Raw genomic sequence first — 17,382 nt, 5'->3', positions numbered from 1 at the left:
ACCTTATCACGCTCGAACGGTGCGCAATATTATCATCTGTGATGAGGTCCTTCGCAAGCTCGGGATGACAGATGTAATTGGCGCTACTCGCCGCCCCAGGAATCTTCCTGCGGCGCGGCTTCGCTGGGTAGATAGTCCGTTGAAATGTCCTTCAGCAGCGCATCAAGCCCGGCAAACAGCACCGCGTTGCCCTCCTGCCGGTAGCCGGCCAGGGCCGCTTCAAAATTGCGCAGGCTGTAGAGAAACGCCCGCAGGTTATCGGCCGTGATGGCTTCGAAATGCCGGCCATAGCCCATCTGCTGCACTTCGGCGGCGTTCAGCCACTGCTCGAACTGGGCCGGAATGGGAATGGCGCAAATGGGCTTGTGCAGGAACACGGCCTCCGAAATCAGCGAGAAGCCGCCGTTGGTGACCACGGCGCGGGCGCTGGCCAGGTCGGCAATGAAGCCGGCTTCGGAAAAGGCGCAGAGCTGCACGTTGCCGTGGGTTTCCTGCTTGTTGAAGCCATAGACGCGGAATTCCTGGTCGGGCAGCTGTTGCAGCAGCGGCACCAGATTCTGCTGCGTAGTGGCCGATTGGTAGACCAGTACGTGCCGGCCGTTGGTGGGCGCGGCGGCCAGAATCTCGGGCCGGATGATGGGCGGCACCAGCGTGGTGCGCTGCTTGGCCAGCTCCAGGTTGAAAAACGTGGTGACGAAATAGTGGCGGCTGTGCGGCAGCTTGGCCCGCACAATGGCTTTGGCCAGCTGGTGGTTTTCGCGCTCGGCCTTCGGCACCGCCACGTTCAACCTGGCACGGCTGATAATCTGCATATTATCAATACTGACAATGGGCAGCCGGCGCAGCTTCGCAAACAAATAGCTGAAGGATTCGAAATCCGAAACCACTACTTCCGGCTCGAAACCGCCCAGCAGCTCGCGGTAGCGGGCGAAGTTAACGCGCAGGTCTTCCGGCGCGGTGCGCAGCGTGAGCACGGCCGTGCGCAGCTTGCTCACCGCCAACCCATTATACGCCAGGTGGAAACCCCGGATTTCGTGCACCCGGCCCGGGAATGCGGCGGCCAGCATGGTGTAGGCGCGGCTGCTGCTCACCACGCGCACCTCGTGGCCCTGCGCCAGCAAGTGGCCGATGACAACTTTGCTGCGGGTGGCGTGGCCCAGGCCCTCGCCGGGCACTCCGTATAATATCTTCATCGCTGATTGACGCTGATTAACCGTGATTGCGCTGATTGTGGACGGCGCGGCTAAGTGGATTAATCGGCAAATAACCGAAAAACCAGCGGGTGGCGGGGCAACCCATGAAAAAGCCCTGACTCGGTTGAGTCAAGGCTTTAACAATCAGCGGAATCACGGTTAATCAGCGTCAATCAGTGATTTATTCGGCTATCACCAGCTTCTCGCTGCGCGTTCCTTCGTTCGATTCCAGCCGCACGATGTAGATGCCGGGCGCTACGCCGGCCAGCGGCAGGGGCAGCTGCTGCGGCCCGGCCGGATAGGCTTTCTGGCGCACCACGGCGCGCACCAGGCGGCCGGTGGCATCGAGCAGCGAAACCGTGACGGAGCCGGCCCGCTCCTGCTGAAAGCTGATGCTGCCCGTGCCGCTGGCGGGGTTGGGGTACACGGCCATTTGCACGGTGCCGGGGGTGGTGGCCACGCCGGGCGCGGTGCTGAGCACGATGTTTTCATCGCCGGTGCGGTAGGCCAACAGGTCGAAATAGGTGAGCAGCATTTCGTCCGTCGTGCTCTCGCCCCATTGCGTGGTGACGGGTGGGCTGTTGGGGTTGCGCGGGTTCTGAGCGGTGTTGTCGTAGGTGGCATCGGCCATGAGGCGCGAGCCGGCCGGGATTTTTAGCGGGGCCGTGAAGCGGAACACGCCCTGCCAGCGAAAGTCCCAATCGTTGATTTTTATCAGCTTGATGGTATCGCCGTTGGGCTTTACCGCCCACACCTTCCAGCTTTTGCTGAGCAGGTGGGCGTGGGGCGCGGTGCTGAGGATGGTGACATCGGCCGGCACGGTGAGCTGGGCGTGGAAGGTGCTCACCTGGTTGGCCGGAATGATAAACGGCCCGTTGCTGAGCGTGACCGGCGAAATGGCCGGCACCGTCTGGATGTAGCGCGTGACGGGCTGCCGGGCAAAAAACACGTTCACCACCGACGAGTCCTTCTGCGTCACGTAGTTGGGCCCATAATGCACCTGCACCAGCAGCGAGGCGCGGCGGTAGAGCTTCTTGCCCATGCCCGAAGGATAAAAGCGCGACTGCATGCCCGGCACCCAGGCCGCGAAGTTGGTTTCGAGGGGGTTGAAGCCGAAACCGCCGAACTGGGTGTAGCCGTAGCCGGGCGCGGCCGCGTCGAGGGCCTGGGCCTGCTGGGTGGTATCCATGCCGATGATGACGTGGTGCACGATGCCCTTATTGCCGGGCCGGAACTCAATGGCCGCGATGTCGCGGTCGGCGGGTAGGTTCACGGGCAGCACGAAAATGCGGTACATGTCCTGGCCATTGCCCAGGTACGTAAAGGCCTGGGCCATCGGAATCACCAGGTCGGGCGTGCCCAGCTGCGAGCCGCTGGGGTACGTGGGCACGGCCGGCGTGAGGGCGGGATTGCCCTGCGGCGTGCCGGCATCGACCCAATCCCGGATTTTGGCGATTTCCGCGTTGGTCAGCGTGTTTTCGTCGAGGTAGTGGCGGTAGTTGGGGTCGGGCTTCCACGGCGGCATGTAGCGCGTGCCAGTCACGTACTTAATTGTCTGGGCGTTGCTTACTACTTCGGCGTAAGTGGTGAGCGGAAACGGAGCCACTTCGCCGGTGCGGTGGCAGCTGGTACAGTGCTGGTACACGAGCGGCGCAATATCCTGGCTGAACGTGTATTGCGGGGCGGTCTGGGCCTGCGCCGGGGGCACGGTCATTAGCAAAGCCAGCAGCAGGAGTAATGAGGAGAAGTGGTGTTTCATAGTGGCGAATTGTAATTTCAATACAAAGCAACTGTCATCCTGAGCGTAGCGAAGGACCTTACTACGTTTGAATGCTTCGCAGAAATTTACACTGCTCAAACGTGATAAGGTCCTTCGCTGCACTCAGGATGACAGGTTGTTTTCGATATACTCCTTCTCAAATCTACTCAATAAAACAGCCCACCGGCTCGGTACGCGGCACGGCCACAGGCCGTCCTTCAGCCACGGCGGCCAGCGCATCGGCCAGCTCGTGGTGGCGCGTCACGGCGCGGTGCTGGCCCAGGCCGGCGTAGGCATCATCGAGGCGGCCCTGGTAGAGGATGGTGCGGCCATCGGCGGCCACCACCACGGCTTCGGGCGTGACGCGGGCGTGCAGCTGCCGGGTGAGCTGGTGGCCGGCATCGGCCTGCAGCGGGAAGGCCAATTGGTAGGTTTTGGCAAAAGCCGCCAGTCCGGTCGGGTTGGTCTCCTTCGCCGGAAACACGCCCACGAACCGCACGCCCTGCGCCCCGTAGCGGCCGTGCAGCTCCCGCAACGGCAGCGTGGCCGCCTGACTAATGGGGCAGGTTTCGGCCAGAAAAACGTAGACCGTGGCGCGGGGCGCGGGCCCCGTACTCATTCCAAGAAAATGTAGCAGCAAGAGTAGCAAAAGCGGCATAAGCAGATTTTGAAAGGCTTTTTAAACAGAAATTTGTCATTCCGAAGCAGGTAGAGCCAGAAAAAAGCTGTTCACTTACTTTTACCCGGATTCCTCTCTCCACTTGATGCGTGGAATGTCGGAAGGACAACTACTGCAATCACGCGTTTACCATACACCTGCCTGCCGGGCCGGGTTCCGACTTTTCGGCGCGGTTTTCGTTTACGCCGCTACAACCTCTTCATTGCTCATCTATGAATACCGCTTTTTTACGCTCCAGCTTCCGGCCCTGGGGCGCTGCTTTGGCCGCTGGCTCCCTCCTACTGGCCACCGCCTGCTCGGCCCCGCGTGCCATCATCGCCACCGGCAAAGTCACGCCCCAGGGCGAGTTTCGGGTGGGCTACAACCAGGGCTTTAACGTAGCTACGGCCCCCCTGGCCAAAGCCAGCAGCGCGGTGAAGGAAGCCGCCAGCCAGGCCGCCAGCCAGCAAAAAGTAGACTACACCGAGGCCACCACCCAGCTGCAGGCCGCTGCCCTGGCCTACATCCTCGACCCGGTGCAGCCCACCGCCGACCTCAGCATCCGCTACGGCATTGTGCCGCGCCTCGATGCTGGCTATAAGTACGCTTTCGGCTCGCACGTTTTTGATGCGCAGTACCAGCTACTCGGGCCCACCGGCACCCCCGAAAACCCCGGCCGGGGCGCGGTGAGCGGCACCACGTATGCCAGCATCGGCCTGCAGTTTGCTACCCAGCGGGCCAAGCTGCCCAGCCTGCCCTTCCTGTCCGATATCAACTCGGTGCTGAATTTCCGGGCCAACCGCAACGACCTGCTTATCCCGCTCACCTTCAGCCAGTCGTTTGGGCCGGAGGAGGAAATCGGGGCCATCAGCTACGGCCTGGTGTACGCCCATAGCTGGGTGAGCTACGGCTTCGCGCCCACCAAAATCTATAATGGCTCGGTCCAAGTGCCCGAGCTGCCGCTGCAAAGCCGCAACTTCTCCTCGTTCGGCGGCTTTGTCAATCTGAAGCTGGGCTATCGGTATTTCTACGTCATCCCGGCCGTGTCGCTTTTCTACCAGAACTACGGCGACTACGCCCTCCTCAATGGCCAAAGCACCTCGCTGAGTGGCATTACGGTGGTGCCCTCGCTGGGCTTCCAGCTGCGCATTCCTAATTTCACGAAGTAGGCCGCGCAGGCTCCGGCTACCCCGAAGCGGTGCTGCATCTTCCGGATGCGGCACCGCTTTTCTTTTGCCCACCGCCGTCTGGTGGGCGGCATGGCGGGCTTCATCGGGACACCCGCCGCAGAATGTGGCTTTCTGTGGCTTTCTTTGTTGCCCGTTTTTCAAAACTTTACGCAGCTGCTGCCGCCCACCTTTTCCGCCCCACCCATGGAAGCTCCCAACCCCGAATTCATGCGCGAAGCCATTCGCCTGTCCATCGACCAGATGAAGGCCGGCCACGGCGGTCCCTTCGGCGCAGTGGTGGTAAAGGACGGTAAAATCATTGCCCGCGGCTTCAACCAGGTCACCACCACCCACGACCCCACCTGCCACGCCGAAGTCGATGCCATCCGCAAAGCCTGCAAAGCGCTGGGCACTTTCCAGCTCGACGGCTGCGACCTGTACACCAGCTGCGAGCCCTGCCCCATGTGCCTGGGCGCCATCTATTGGGCCCGCCCGCGCCGCGTGTTTTACGGCAACACTAAGACGGACGCGGCTGCAATTGGCTTCGACGACCAGTTCATCTATGAAGAACTGGACCGGCCCATGGAAGGCCGTAAATTGCCTATGACGCAGCTGCTGCGCGATGAGGCGCTGGCCGGGTTCCGGGCCTGGACGGAACTGGAAGGCAAGACGGAGTATTAATGTAAATCGTCTGTCATCCTGAGCGCAGCGAAGGACCTTATCACCGAAGGACGATTTGCGGTAATCAATTTATTTACTGCAAACTGGTCAGGCGTGATAAGGTCCTTCGCTCCGCTCAGGATGACAGGGACGCACCAAGCACTAACCATGATAAAGTTCTTCCTCAACGACCAGCCCATTCGCACCAGCGAGGCCCCGGCCAGCGCCCTGCTCGATTTCGTGCGCTACCACGAGCAGCTGAAAGGCACTAAAATCGGCTGCCGCGAGGGCGACTGCGGGGCCTGCACCGTACTGGTGGGCGAGCTAGCGGCCGACGGCCAGACGGTGAACTACCAAAGCATGACCAGCTGCCTCACGCCGCTGGGCAACGCCGCCGGCAAGCACATCGTCACGGTTGAAGGCATCAACGCGGCCGGCAGCCAGCTCACGCCCGTGCAGCAGGCCATCGTGGACGAGGGCGGCTCGCAGTGCGGCTTCTGCACGGTGGGCTTCGTGATGTCGCTCACCGGCCACAGCCTGAGCAGCGAGCCAGCCACGGATAAAAACACCATCGCGGCCATCGACGGCAACATCTGCCGCTGTACGGGCTACAAGAGCCTGGAGCGCGCCGCCGCCAAACTCACCGCCGACCTTGCCACCCGCCCCACGGAAAACACCTTGGCCTGGCTGAGCGAGAAGCAATACGTGCCCGGCTACTTTGCCAGCATTCCCGCCCAGCTGGCTGCTTTGCGCCCCGCCGCCCCGCAAGCTGCTGAAGCTTCTGTTGTCGCATCAGTTGCCGCCGCCGCCACGCCCCACGCCAACGGCGGCAGCGCCGTTTCGACCACGCCCAACGGCCACGCCCAAAGTCAGAACGACCACGGCCACGCCACCCCGGCCCCCTTCACCCACCCCCTCGTGGGCGGCGGTACTGATTTGCTGGTACAGCGCCTGGAAGAGCTGCGTGAGCAGCCCGGCGTGCGCCTGATTTTCGACCAGCCCGGCCGGCGCGGCATTCGCCACGAAACCACCGGCCGCGTGGTGCTGGGCGCGGCCACCACGGCCAGCCAGCTGCTTGAATCGGACCTCCTGCGCGGACTGCTGCCCAAGCTGCCGCAGTATCTGAAGCTGGTGAGCAGCACGCCCATCCGCAACATGGGCACCGTAGCCGGCAACTTCATCAACGGTTCACCCATCGGCGACCTCACCATTATGTTCCTGGCCCTGGGCGCGTCCGTCACGCTGCTCGATGCGGCCGGCCACACCCGCGAGCTGGCCCTGCCCGACCTCTACCTGGGCTACAAAAAGCTGGCGAAAGCGGCCGACGAGCAGGTCACCGACATCAGCTTCCCCGCCCCGCTGGCCGACGACTTCTTCCACTTCGAGAAAGTCTCCAAGCGCACCCACCTCGACATTGCCAGCGTGAATTCTGCCGCCTGGCTGCGGGTCGACAACGGCATCATCCAGGCAGCCCGCGTGTCGGCGGGTGGCGTGGGGCCGGTGCCCCTGCTGCTGGCCCGCACCAGCGAGTTTTTGGTGGGCCGCGAGCTCACGGCCGAAACCCTGACCGCCGCCAACGCCGTGATGCAGGAAGAAATCAGCCCGATTTCCGACGTGCGCGGCACCGCCGACTACAAGCGCCTGCTGCTGCGTCAGCTGCTGTGGGCACATTTCCTGGAGTTCGCGCCGGAACTGGCAGTGGATGAATTGATTTAAATTTACAGAGAGACGCCCTCCACGGCTCACCTCACCCCCCGGCCCCCTCTCCCGCGGAGAGGGGGAGCCTGACGATTTCCACAAGATTTTCGTCAGGAGCATGGCCGGTGCCCCCTCTCCACGGGAGAGGGGGTCAGGGGGTGAGGTGAACGCCAGAACGAAACCCCACCATGAACCACCTCGACCCCAACCGCCACGTGCGCGGCGAATCGCAGTACCTCGACGACGTACCCGTGCAGCAGGGCACCCTGTACGCGGCCGTGTTTGAAAGCCCGCTGGCCCACGGCGTGCTCCGCAGCCTCGATTTCAGCGCCGCGCTGCTGGCGCCCGGCGTGGCGCGGGTGCTCACGGCCCAGGACATTCCGGGCATCAACCAGATTGGTGGCATCGTGGCCGATGAGCCGCTGCTGGCCGAGGGGCACGTGCATTTCCGGGGGCAGCCGGTGGCGCTGGTGCTGGCCCGCACTGAGGCGCAGGCCCACGCCGCCCTCAAGCTCATCAAAGTCGAAATCGACCCGTTGCCCATCATCACCGACCCGCGGGTGGCGGCCGCGCAGGGGGAGCTGATTGTGCCACCGCGCACTTTCAAAATTGGCGATTCGCAGGCGGCCTGGGCTTCGTGCGCGCACGTCTTTGAGGGCGTGGCCGAGAGTGGCGGGCAGGAGCATCTGTACATCGAAACGCAGGGCGCGTACGCCTTCCCCACCGAGATGGGCGGGGTGCGCATGATTTCCTCGACCCAGGGGCCCACGGCCGTGCAGCGCCACACGGCCCACGTGCTGGGCCTGGGCATGCACCAGGTAGAAGTGGACGTGACGCGCCTCGGGGGCGGGTTCGGGGGCAAGGAAGACCAGGCCACGCCCTGGGGCGCGCTGGCCGCGCTGGGCGCCTTCCTCACCAAGAAGCCGGTGAAGCTGGTGCTCGACCGCATGGCCGACATGCGCATGACCGGCAAGCGCCACCCCTACTCGTCCGATTTCAAAATCGGCTTCGATGCCGACCTCAAAATCGTGGCCTACGAAGTCACCTTCTACCAGAACGCGGGCGCGGCGGCCGACCTCTCGCCGGCCGTGCTGGAGCGCACGCTCTTCCACGCCACCAACGCCTATTTCATACCCAACGTGACGGCCACGGCCTTTTCGTGCCGCACCAACCTGCCGCCCAATACGGCCTTCCGGGGCTTCGGCGGGCCGCAGGGCATGTTCGTGATAGAGTCGGCCCTGGCCAAGGCGGCCGAGGAGCTGGGCGTGCCGGCCAGCAAGCTGCAGCGCCGGAACCTGCTGCGCGAGGGCGACCTGTTCTCGTACCGGCAACCGGCCGAAATGTGCCACGCCGAGCAGGCCTGGGACACGGCCGCGCAGCAGTTCGACCTGGCCGGGATGCGGGCCGAGGTAGAGCAGTTCAACCAGACCAACAAGCTGAAGAAGAAGGGCCTGGCGGTGATGCCGATTTGCTTCGGCATCTCGTTCACCAAAACGCCCATGAACCAGACGCGGGCGCTGGTGCACATCTACTCCGACGGCTCGGTGGGCATCAGCACGGGCGCGGTGGAGATGGGCCAGGGCGTGAACACGAAAATCGCGCAGGTGGCGGCCCGCACGCTGGGCATCTCGATTTCGCGCATCAAAATCGAAACCACCAACACCACCCGCGTGGCCAACACCTCGCCCAGCGCCGCCAGCGCCACCGCCGACCTCAACGGCAAGGCCACCGAAATGGCCTGCGCCGCCCTGCGCGAGCGGCTGCTGCGCCACGCCTGCCTCGAGTACACGCTCAACTACGAGGGCCTGGAAATACATGACGAGCAGGTGCTGGCCGCCGGCGTGCCCGCCGAAACCAACTGGGAGAAGCTGGTGTCGTCGGCCTTCTGGAAGCGCGTGGCCCTCACCGAAAACGCCCACTACGCCACCCCCGACCTGCATTTCGACGCCACCACCAACACCGGCCACCCCTTCGCCTACCACGTGTACGGCACGGCCCTCACCAGCGTAACGGTGGACTGCCTGCGCGGCACCTACACCGTGGATGCCCTGCGCATTGCCCACGATTTCGGCCAGAGCTTCAACCCCGTCATCGACCGGGGCCAGATTGAGGGCGGCGCGGTGCAGGGCATCGGCTGGATGACCATGGAAGAAGTGGCCTACAACGCCGAGGGCCGCCTGCTCAGCAACTCGCTCAACAGCTATAAAATCCCCGACATCTACGCCGCCCCCCGGGTGCTCGACGTGCATTTCCTCGACACGCCGGGCCACCCCAAGGCCATCCTGCGCTCCAAGGCCGTGGGCGAGCCGCCGCTCATGTACGGCATCGGCACCTACTTCGCCCTGCGCGACGCGGTGCGGGCCTTCCAGGGCCACACGGCGCTGCCCTTCTCCGCCCCGCTCACGCCGGAAAAGGTGCTGGTAAGCTTGTACCCGGAATTTGCTCATGAACCCTCGGCTACGGTGGCAACAGCTAATTAGCTGGATTTATGTGGCGCTGGCTAAAAGGGCGGTTTGGACAGGATAAAGCAAGCTTGCTGGTGAAGCAGCTACTTGCTCAATCCGGACGGCTGGGGCTGCCGGCCCGAGATTCTATCATCGCCCAAGAATATCTGGACTACACGGAGTGGGGCTTGGCCTTTGAGCACATCGTGACGCGGCTTTTCGAATATGCTATTCCCCTAACGTCCGACTTTTACGAACAGGTAGAAGTTTGTGCCGAAAGCATGGGAATGGCCCCTGAAACGTATTCTATTCTGCTGCTGCTTATAAAGAAATAAGAGGCTGAAAAAGCGACAGAATCATCAGCAGCTTCAGGCTTCAACAAAATATCTGCGATGTTAAAACGTACAATTCTACCAACATTTTACTTCCTCGTTGCGGCTACACTTACAAACTGCTCCAACATGCAAAAGACGCAACAATTTGAACCAGACAATAAGTGGTTCAAGCTAATTTACCCGCCATCTTGGCAAGTAGAATCTGAAGACGGTATCTACACCTTCACAGAGGCACACGACCCAAGTTGGGCATTCCAAATATCCGCGTACCGAGCTACGCACGACACAATACCAGATTTTAGCATTAGTGAGGAATTACAGAACACCATCAAAAGTCATCCCACAGCGAAAATAATTGCTTTACCGAATCGAAAAGCTGTTTACTACACTGAACGCAAAGGCTCTTCTTTGTTGCAAATCTGGATAATTGGCGGAAAAAGGTGCAAAGCTTTTTGCAGTTATACAGCCGATGGGCCAGCATTACAAAACACGAATTACATTGCTTCGCAACAGGCGGTCAGTTCAATGAAAATTCAGTAAACATGAATAACAGAAACAGCAAGAGGCTGAAGCGCCCGTAGCTTCAGCCTCTTGCTGTTTCTGTCGCAGCGCAGGGCATTACAGTTGCATGGCGCGATTATCAGGGGCGGTGGGCTCCCATTCGCCGATGACGATGCCGGTGCGCTTGATTTCCTGCACGAAGGGGTTCCAGTCGGTGAACTGCGCGGGCGAGAAGGTGTGCGGCTCGATATCGACAAACTGCTTCTGAATGATGGCGCTGCTGATGAGGCCCACGTCCTGAAACCCGAAACCGGTGAACTCGTCGGCCACCAATGCCACGTCGATATCCGAAAACGCCCGCTGCTCGTTGCGGGCATAGGAGCCGAACATAATGACTTTCCGCAGCGACAAATGATGGCTGCGGAGGCTTTCGGCGAAGGCTTTGACCCGTTCTAAGGCAGCTGATTGAGTAAGCATTGGCGGAGGTCGGTTACATCTTGCAGCACCGCTTGGGTGAAGGCCGGGGTGGCTTGCTGGCGCAGGCTGGCCGTGTAGCTTTCATAACGTCCTTCCAGCTGAAAGGTGTTCAATTGCTGCACAAACGTGGCCTGGGCCGGCGTCAGGGCGATGGTCGTATCGGCCAGCAGCCGGGCAATATTGTGCGTAAACGGGGGCGTGTCGCCGGGGTTGTCCTACACCCAGAGCGCCTTGGCCAACTTCTCAATGGTAAGGTGGGCCCAGAACAGACACGGCACGTAAGTGCCAGCTGTGAACATGCTGCCTACCTCCTGCCAGTTCTGGGCGGCGGCATTCATCCAGTAGGCGATGTGGTCGGCTTTCGTCACGCCGCAAGTTAACGCACAAGAGGCTGAAGCTACGGGCGCTTCAGCCTCTTGTCGTTTCTGCCGCAGTTCAGGGCTCTGGGGAAGGAGTTGGGCAGGCTCGGGCTGGTGGCGGCAGCGCCGAAGGAAGGGGTAGCTGGTGGGGGCTTTGCAACGCCACCCGCCTGTTTCTTTCGCCGCCCCTATGACGCCGGAAATGGTTTTCGTACTTTTGCACCCCGATTTTACGAACCCCCTCCCCTACTTGCAACTTACCCGCTCTATCCCACTTGGTACCCACGTCCAGGGCTTCCTGATTTATGCCGCCGGCGATACCGCCGCCGCGCTGGTGCTACATCAGTTTAGCTTGCTGCGACTGCTGGGCATGGCCCTGGTGGGCGGCTTGCTCTACTCCGTGGAGGTACCGGCCTTTTTCCGCTGGCTCGACGCGCGGGTACCGGCTCGACCAGACGGCAGCCAGTTGCGCAAAACTAGCCGCGCAGCCCTCACTCTGCTCTACTTCAACCCGCTCTGGATTGCCCGGCACTACGTGTTTCTGGCCATATTTGGGGGCGCCACCGAAACGATTTCGCTGGCCCTGCTGCCCGTCGCCGGCCGCTCCTTCCTGCTGAACGCCCCGGTTTCGCTGGCGGCCAACTACTACATTCAGAACTGCGTAGCCACCGAGCGGCGCTTCATGGCCAGCTCCATCTTCTCGGGGTTCATGGCCGTGTCTTACGCCCTAAGCGCGGCTTGGCTGTAGGGCTCACGGGCAGGGCCTGATGGCCCCGGATGCAGCCGCCGGACTGGCAATGCGCCACCCGCACTCACCGGTTTCGGAACGCGGCAACGCCCGTTACTCCGCCTTGCTCACAAACGTCTGTTTCGCCCGGATATCTGTGGAGGAACTGCCCACCAGCACTTCGAATTCGCCAGGCTCGACTACCCAGTTCATGTTGCGGTCGAGGAGTTTCAGGTCGTCGGGGCGGAGGGTGAAGTGGATGGTTTTCTTCTCGCCGGGGGCCAGGCTCACGCGCTCGAAGCCGCGCAGCTGGCTGTCGTAGGTGATGACGGTGCTGAGCTTGTCGCGCAGGTAGAGCTGGACTACTTCGTCGCCTTTTACCGGGCCGGTGTTGGCTACGTCCACGGCAATTTCGATGGGGGCCTGGGGGGCGGCTTCGCTCGGGGTCACCTGGAGGTTGGAGTAGGTGAAGGTGGTGTAGCTCAGGCCGAAGCCGAAGGGATAGATTGGGCCGTTGGTGGCGGTTTTGCCGCCGCCGTTGGGGTCACCGGCAATGGGCTGGTCGGCCTGGGAGGCAGGCTTGAAGGGGAAGTTGAACTCAATCTGGCCCGTGCTTTTGGGGAAGGTCATGGGGAGCTTGCCGCCGGGGTTGTAATCGCCAAACAGCGCTTCGGCGATGGCCGTACCGCCCGACGGGCTCGGGAACCACGCCTCCAAAATGGCCGGCACGTTGCGCGCCGCCCAGTTTATAGTGAGCGGCTGGCCGTTAATGAGCACCAACACCACGGGCTTGCCGGTGGCGTGCAGGGCCTCCAGCAGTTGCTGCTGACGGCCGGGCAGGTCGAGCGAGGTGCGCGAGAGGCTTTCGCCCACGGTTTTGTCGTCCTCGCCCAGTACGGCGATGATGACGTCGGCGACCTGGGCCTTGGCCACAGCGTCGGCAATGCCCTGCTGCTCAGTGGGGCTCAGGAGCGTGGGCACCAGCTCGGTATCGGGCCAGCCGGGGCAGACTACGTCGCAGCCCTTGGCGTACTGCACCGTGAGGCCGGGGCCAGCGGCGGCCTGCAGGCCCTTGAGCACGGTGGTGACGGGGTTGTTCGAGGGGCCGTAGCGGCTGATGGCGGGGTCGGGATTATCGGCCAGCGGGCCCACTACGAGCAGGTTTTTGAGCTGGCTTTTTTGCAGGGGCAGGCGGGCGTTTTCGTTTTTCAGCAGGACGAGTGACTCGCGGTTGGCTTGCAGGGCGAAGGCCTCATCGGCGGGCGTGTGCACGGTTTTGTCGGCTTGCCGGGGGTTGGGTACATAGGGCTGGTCGAAGAGGCCGAGGCGGAATTTCACGCTTAGGACCTGGCGCACCCGCTCATCGACGGTGGCCTGGGCCAGGCGGCCGGTTTTCACCAGCTCGCGCACGTTGTTGATGTAGGTGGCGGGGGTGTAGAAGTTGGTCCACACGTTCAGGCCAGCCTCTACGGCCTGGCGGGTGCCGTCGAGGAAATCGGTTGCGACGTGGTGCTTATCCGCAATAAACTCCACCGCCCGACTATCGGACACCACGTAGCCATCGAAGCCGTATTGCTGGCGCAGCAGCTCCGTCAGGAAGTAGTGGCTGCCGGTGATGGGCACGCCGTCCCAGTCGTTGTAGCTGCTCATCACGCCCAGCGGGTGGGCCTCCTGAATGACGCGGCGAAACGGGTACAGGTACATCTGGTGCAGCTCGCGCGGGGCCACGTGCGGGTCGGTGCGGGCGTTGCCGTCGCGCCCGCCCTTGGGCACGCTGTACACGGCAAAGTGCTTGAGCGTGGCGGCTACGCCCTGGCCCTGCACGCCGAGGACCATCTGCTTGCCCAGCTCCGCGATGAGGAAGGGGTCTTCGCCGTAGCATTCCACCACGCGGCCCCAGCGCGGGTCGCGGGCGGGGTCCAGAATGGGCACGTACACATTGGTGTAGCCCAGGGCTTTGGCCTCGCGGCCCACGGTTTCGCCGGCGCGGCGCACCAGGGCCTTGTTCCAGGTGCTGCCGATGCCGATGGGCGCCGGCAAGGGCGTGGCGCGGTCGTGGTTCAGCCCGTGGATGCCCTCGTTGGTGAAATCGACGGGGATGCCCAGCCGCGTTTCCTCCACGAACCAGCGCTGCACGTTATTGATGCCCTCGGCGTGCCGGCTGAACGGGTAGGTGTATTTGCTGGCGGCTTTCGGGGTGTTGCGCACGCCGTTAAGCTCCTCGTCGATGTTGGCGATGCCGTCTTTCCAGACTTCGGTTTTCCAGCCGGGGGTGGGCATCTCGTCCTTCAGCACCCGCCCGAAACCGTAGAGCGTGGCCATCTGGCAGGTTTTTTCGTCCAGATTCATCTGGGCCAGCAGGTCGTCCACGCGCTTGTCCAGCGGCTGGGTCACGTCCTCGTACACGTCGCGCCGGCCGTTTTTGTTGAAGTCGACCCAGCCTTTGTGGTAGAGGCTTTTCTGGGCGTGAAGCGGGCCGCTGGCCAGGCACAGTAAGGCCAGGAAGAGTTTATTTCGATTCATTCGGGGAGCAATAGTCACTTGAGATATTCTGAGCCCGTTTAGGGTTTCGATTTTTTCGTCGTTTGTCATCCTGAGCTTGCGAAGGACCTTATTACAACTGCTTTTTTATGCTTGGTTCTAAATCGCACGAACTTGATAAGGTCCTTCGCAAGCTCAGGATGACAGATTTTGAAACCCTAAACAGCCCCTACTTGGCAAATACCAGGGTAGCATAATGCTGGTAGCGCCACAGGGCTTCCAGCAGGTAATAATCGGCGTAAACCAAAGGCACATCGATTTCCGAGCCAGCGGGCTTGTTGCCGGTGCTGTGCTTCAGCAGGAAGAAGTTGTTGGTGCCCGGCGCGGCCAGGTACTGCGGCGAGCACAGGCTGCTGAGCATGGCCGTGGCGGCCGCATAATACTGCTTCGGGTTCCGGGCGTACTTGCTCAGCTCCAGCAGGCCCGAAGCGGCCACGGCGGCGGCCGAGGCATCGCGCGGAGCGTTGGGGATGTCGGGCGCGTTGAAATCCCAGTACGGAATGTGGTCCGCGATTTTATTGGTTTGTTTGATGAAGTAATCGGCGGCGTGCCGGGAGGCCGCCAGGTAGCGCGGGTCGCGGGTGTAGCGGTAGAGCATGGCGTAGCCGTAGATGGCCCAGGCCTGCCCCCGGGCCCAGCAGGAGTTATCGGCGTAGCCCTGATGGGTCATTTGCTTGCGTAGCTGGCCGGTGGCGGGGTCAAAATCGAGCACGTGAAACGTGCTGTAGTCCTCGCGGAAGCGGTACTTGAGGTCGGTATTGGCGTGGGTTTTGGCGATGTGGGCGAAGCTGGTATCACCGCTGAGCTTGCTGGCCGAAAACAGCATTTCCAGGTTCATCAGGTTATCGACGATGACCGGATAGGTGAACGGTGCAAAGTCCCAGGAGCGCAACGCCCCCACCGTGGGGTTGAAGCGGCGCACCAGCGTAGCCGCGGCCTGCAGCACGACGGCGCGGTATTCCGGGCGCTGCGTCAGCGCGTAGCCCTGGCCGAAAGAGGTGTTCAGAATAAAGCCCAGGTCGTGGGTGTTGGTGGTGTTTTTTTCCGCTTCCAGGGTTGCGGTGCGGGCGGTGGCGCGGCGGCGCCACGCGTCCTTACCCGTGAAGCGGGCCAGGTACCAGAGGTTGCCGGCGAAGAACCCGCTGGTCCAGTTGCGGCTGCTGGTGAGCTGCAGCGAGCCGTCGGCGTTGGTACTGCGGGGCTGCCGGGTGCTGTCCGGGTACTGGCGCAGCAGGGCGGCGTACTGGGTTTCGGCCAGCGCCACCACCTGGGCCACGGGAATATCCGGAGCCTTTTGGGCACAAGCGGGGCCCGCCAGCGCGAGTAGCCCCACCAGCAGCAACGGGCGCGCCCCCGCCAGAATGCGCGATGCCGATACGGCCCAGCGAAAACGTAGGGCCCGCATCAAAAACCGGGGTTTTGCACCAGGCTGGGGTTCAGCAGGATTTCGCCCTGCGGCAGGGGCAGCAGCAGGGCATTGGTCGGCACGGCACGGCCGAGCACGGTCTGCTCCACCTGCTGCAGGCGGCCCAGGCGCAACAGGTCGAAGCGGCGGTGGCCTTCCTGGGCAAACTCCCAGGCGCGCTCCTGTACCAGTTGGTCAACAAAGGCCGCCTTGCTGGTGGCCGTGGTGGGCAGCGGGGCCAGTCCGGCCCGCACCCGCACCCGGTTGATGCCGGTGTACTTGGTTGGGTCGGCGGCGTTGAGGTTGTTGAGGGCCTCGGACTGCATCAGCAGCACATCGGCGAAGCGTAGAATCAGCCAGTTGGCCCGCGAGTCGTTGCCGATGCGCTTGTCGTCCCGGAACTTGTTGAAGTAGTATTGCGCCAGCGTGGCCGTACCGGCCTTGTTGGTCAGCGTCCAGTCCTTGCGCACATCGGCGGTGGCGTAGGAATTGGCAAACTGGTCGGTAGCCGTAAACGAGCCGAAGCCGCCGCCCGCCGCCGACAGGTACTGCCGCACAATGATGTTGCCCACGTTCGGCGGCAGGTCAAACTGCACCGAGAAGATGTGCTCGGCCCCGTTTTCCTTGTCGGCGCTGAACACGTCGCCAAACACGGGCAGCAGGCTGTAGAGATTGGTCCCAATGACGCGGTTGGCGGCGGCCAGCGCGTCGGCATTGTCGCCGGCCTGCGCATCGGCGCTGCTAGCGCGGGTCAGGTAGACTTTGGCCAGCAGGGCGGCCGCCGCCCCGCTCGATACCCGGCCTTTGCTGGTAGCCGCAATCTGGTTCTCGGGCAGGCAATTGGCTTCGGCAAACTTCAGGTCGTCGATAATTTGGTTGTACACCCCGGCGGTGGGCGTGCGGGCGGGGCGCAGGTCGTCGTTGGGGCCGCTCACCGGGGCCAGAATCAGGGGCACGGCCCCGAAGCTGCGCACCAGCTCGAAGTAGCCCAGCGCCCGCAGGAAGCGGGCGTTGCCCACCAGGTTGTTTTTGCGGGCCGCGTCCATGTTGATGGGCGGCACCTTCTGAATCACGTCGTTGGCCCGCGCAATCATCAGGTAGGTGCTGCTCCACCAGAAGGAAATTTCGCCGTTATTGGCCGTGTAAGTGTAGCGGTTCAGCTCGGCGCGGTCGCCGGTGGTGGCGCCCACCACCTCAATGTACTCGCCGCCCAGCTCCTGCACCAGCCAGGCCGTGCGGCCGTAGTGGCGCTGCTGCTGCATGATGGAAAACGCGCCGTTGAGGCCCGCCACGGCGTCGCCTTCATTCTGGTAAAAGTTGGAGGCCGTGAGGAAATCGTAGGGCTTTTCTTCCAGAAATTTTTCACAGGAAGAAAGCAGGCCCAGGGTAAGCAAACTGAGTAGAACGAGGTTCTTTTTCATATCGAAGCGGAATAAGGAATGCCTGGGTGGGAAGG

At 62.5% G+C, this 17,382-nt stretch carries 15 protein-coding genes; 7 read left to right on the top strand and 8 right to left on the bottom strand.

Features of this window, described 5'->3' with window-relative positions:
- Positions 1 to 83: 83 nt before the first annotated feature.
- The 3 genes from HBN54_RS19150 to HBN54_RS19140 form a co-directional block, all read right to left on the bottom strand.
- Entirely contained in the window at positions 84 to 1,193 is a 1,110-nt protein-coding gene (locus HBN54_RS19150; RefSeq protein ID WP_168674839.1) for a glycosyltransferase family protein, read from the bottom strand.
- A 181-nt stretch (positions 1,194 to 1,374) separates the two neighbouring features.
- Positions 1,375 to 2,952: a T9SS type A sorting domain-containing protein gene (locus HBN54_RS19145; RefSeq protein WP_168674838.1), complete on the bottom strand. Its 1,578-nt coding sequence runs from the start codon at positions 2,950 to 2,952 to the stop codon at positions 1,375 to 1,377.
- Positions 2,953 to 3,115: 163 nt separating this feature from the next.
- Positions 3,116 to 3,571 carry a redoxin domain-containing protein gene (locus HBN54_RS19140; RefSeq protein WP_168674837.1) on the bottom strand — a complete coding sequence of 152 codons (456 nt, stop codon included), beginning with the start codon at positions 3,569 to 3,571 and terminating at the stop codon, positions 3,116 to 3,118.
- Between the two features lie 272 nt (positions 3,572 to 3,843).
- Here HBN54_RS19140 and HBN54_RS19135 point away from each other — a divergent pair, with 272 nt between their 5' ends.
- The 6 genes from HBN54_RS19135 to HBN54_RS19110 all read left to right on the top strand — a co-directional run bounded on the left by HBN54_RS19135 (position 3,844) and on the right by HBN54_RS19110 (position 10,456).
- Positions 3,844 to 4,779: a hypothetical protein gene (locus HBN54_RS19135; RefSeq protein WP_168674836.1), complete on the top strand. Its 936-nt coding sequence runs from the start codon at positions 3,844 to 3,846 to the stop codon at positions 4,777 to 4,779.
- A gap of 204 nt (positions 4,780 to 4,983) precedes the next feature.
- Positions 4,984 to 5,460: a nucleoside deaminase gene (locus tag HBN54_RS19130; protein ID WP_168674835.1), complete on the top strand. Its 477-nt coding sequence runs from the start codon at positions 4,984 to 4,986 to the stop codon at positions 5,458 to 5,460.
- Between the two features lie 147 nt (positions 5,461 to 5,607).
- Positions 5,608 to 7,155 (top strand): FAD binding domain-containing protein, encoded by a 1,548-nt coding sequence (locus HBN54_RS19125; RefSeq protein WP_168674834.1) that lies wholly within the window; start codon positions 5,608 to 5,610, stop codon positions 7,153 to 7,155.
- Between the two features lie 170 nt (positions 7,156 to 7,325).
- The gene (locus HBN54_RS19120; protein WP_168674833.1) at positions 7,326 to 9,617 is read left to right on the top strand and encodes a xanthine dehydrogenase molybdopterin binding subunit; all 2,292 of its coding nucleotides are present in this window, start codon (positions 7,326 to 7,328) and stop codon (positions 9,615 to 9,617) included.
- An 8-nt stretch (positions 9,618 to 9,625) separates the two neighbouring features.
- A complete protein-coding gene (locus tag HBN54_RS19115) occupies positions 9,626 to 9,916 on the top strand; it encodes a MafI family immunity protein (protein WP_168674832.1) in 291 nt (96 codons plus the stop codon).
- A 126-nt stretch (positions 9,917 to 10,042) separates the two neighbouring features.
- Positions 10,043 to 10,456, top strand: a complete 414-nt coding sequence (locus tag HBN54_RS19110; protein ID WP_168674831.1) for a DUF3805 domain-containing protein — start codon at positions 10,043 to 10,045, stop codon at positions 10,454 to 10,456.
- A gap of 78 nt (positions 10,457 to 10,534) precedes the next feature.
- On the opposite strand, the gene HBN54_RS19105 is transcribed toward HBN54_RS19110, so the two are convergent.
- Both HBN54_RS19105 and HBN54_RS19095 read right to left on the bottom strand, forming a co-directional pair.
- Positions 10,535 to 10,894: a nucleotidyltransferase domain-containing protein gene (locus tag HBN54_RS19105; RefSeq protein ID WP_210428117.1), complete on the bottom strand. Its 360-nt coding sequence runs from the start codon at positions 10,892 to 10,894 to the stop codon at positions 10,535 to 10,537.
- A 215-nt stretch (positions 10,895 to 11,109) separates the two neighbouring features.
- Positions 11,110 to 11,262, bottom strand: a complete 153-nt coding sequence (locus HBN54_RS19095; protein ID WP_168674828.1) for a HEPN domain-containing protein — start codon at positions 11,260 to 11,262, stop codon at positions 11,110 to 11,112.
- Between the two features lie 241 nt (positions 11,263 to 11,503).
- On the opposite strand from HBN54_RS19095, the gene HBN54_RS19090 reads away from it, so the two are divergent.
- Entirely contained in the window at positions 11,504 to 12,001 is a 498-nt protein-coding gene (locus tag HBN54_RS19090) for a hypothetical protein (protein ID WP_168674827.1), read from the top strand.
- Positions 12,002 to 12,094: 93 nt separating this feature from the next.
- Here HBN54_RS19090 and HBN54_RS19085 read toward each other — a convergent pair whose 3' ends face one another.
- The 3 genes from HBN54_RS19085 to HBN54_RS19075 all read right to left on the bottom strand — a co-directional run bounded on the left by HBN54_RS19085 (position 12,095) and on the right by HBN54_RS19075 (position 17,347).
- A complete protein-coding gene (locus HBN54_RS19085; protein WP_168674826.1) occupies positions 12,095 to 14,503 on the bottom strand; it encodes a glycoside hydrolase family 3 N-terminal domain-containing protein in 2,409 nt (802 codons plus the stop codon).
- 187 nt (positions 14,504 to 14,690) lie between these two features.
- Complete coding sequence (locus HBN54_RS19080; RefSeq protein WP_168674825.1) at positions 14,691 to 15,926, bottom strand: glycoside hydrolase family 88 protein; 1,236 nt, start codon at positions 15,924 to 15,926, stop codon at positions 14,691 to 14,693.
- The gene (locus HBN54_RS19075) at positions 15,926 to 17,347 is read right to left on the bottom strand and encodes a RagB/SusD family nutrient uptake outer membrane protein (protein ID WP_168674824.1); all 1,422 of its coding nucleotides are present in this window, start codon (positions 17,345 to 17,347) and stop codon (positions 15,926 to 15,928) included. The genes HBN54_RS19080 and HBN54_RS19075 overlap by 1 nt, the downstream gene beginning before the upstream one ends.
- Between the last annotated feature and the right edge of the window lie 35 nt (positions 17,348 to 17,382).

This window comes from Hymenobacter artigasi, from assembly GCF_012275535.1.
Lineage (GTDB): Bacteria > Bacteroidota > Bacteroidia > Cytophagales > Hymenobacteraceae > Hymenobacter > Hymenobacter artigasi.
Note: the sequence above shows the minus strand (reverse complement) of the source record. Positions and strands in the feature narration are given on the sequence as shown.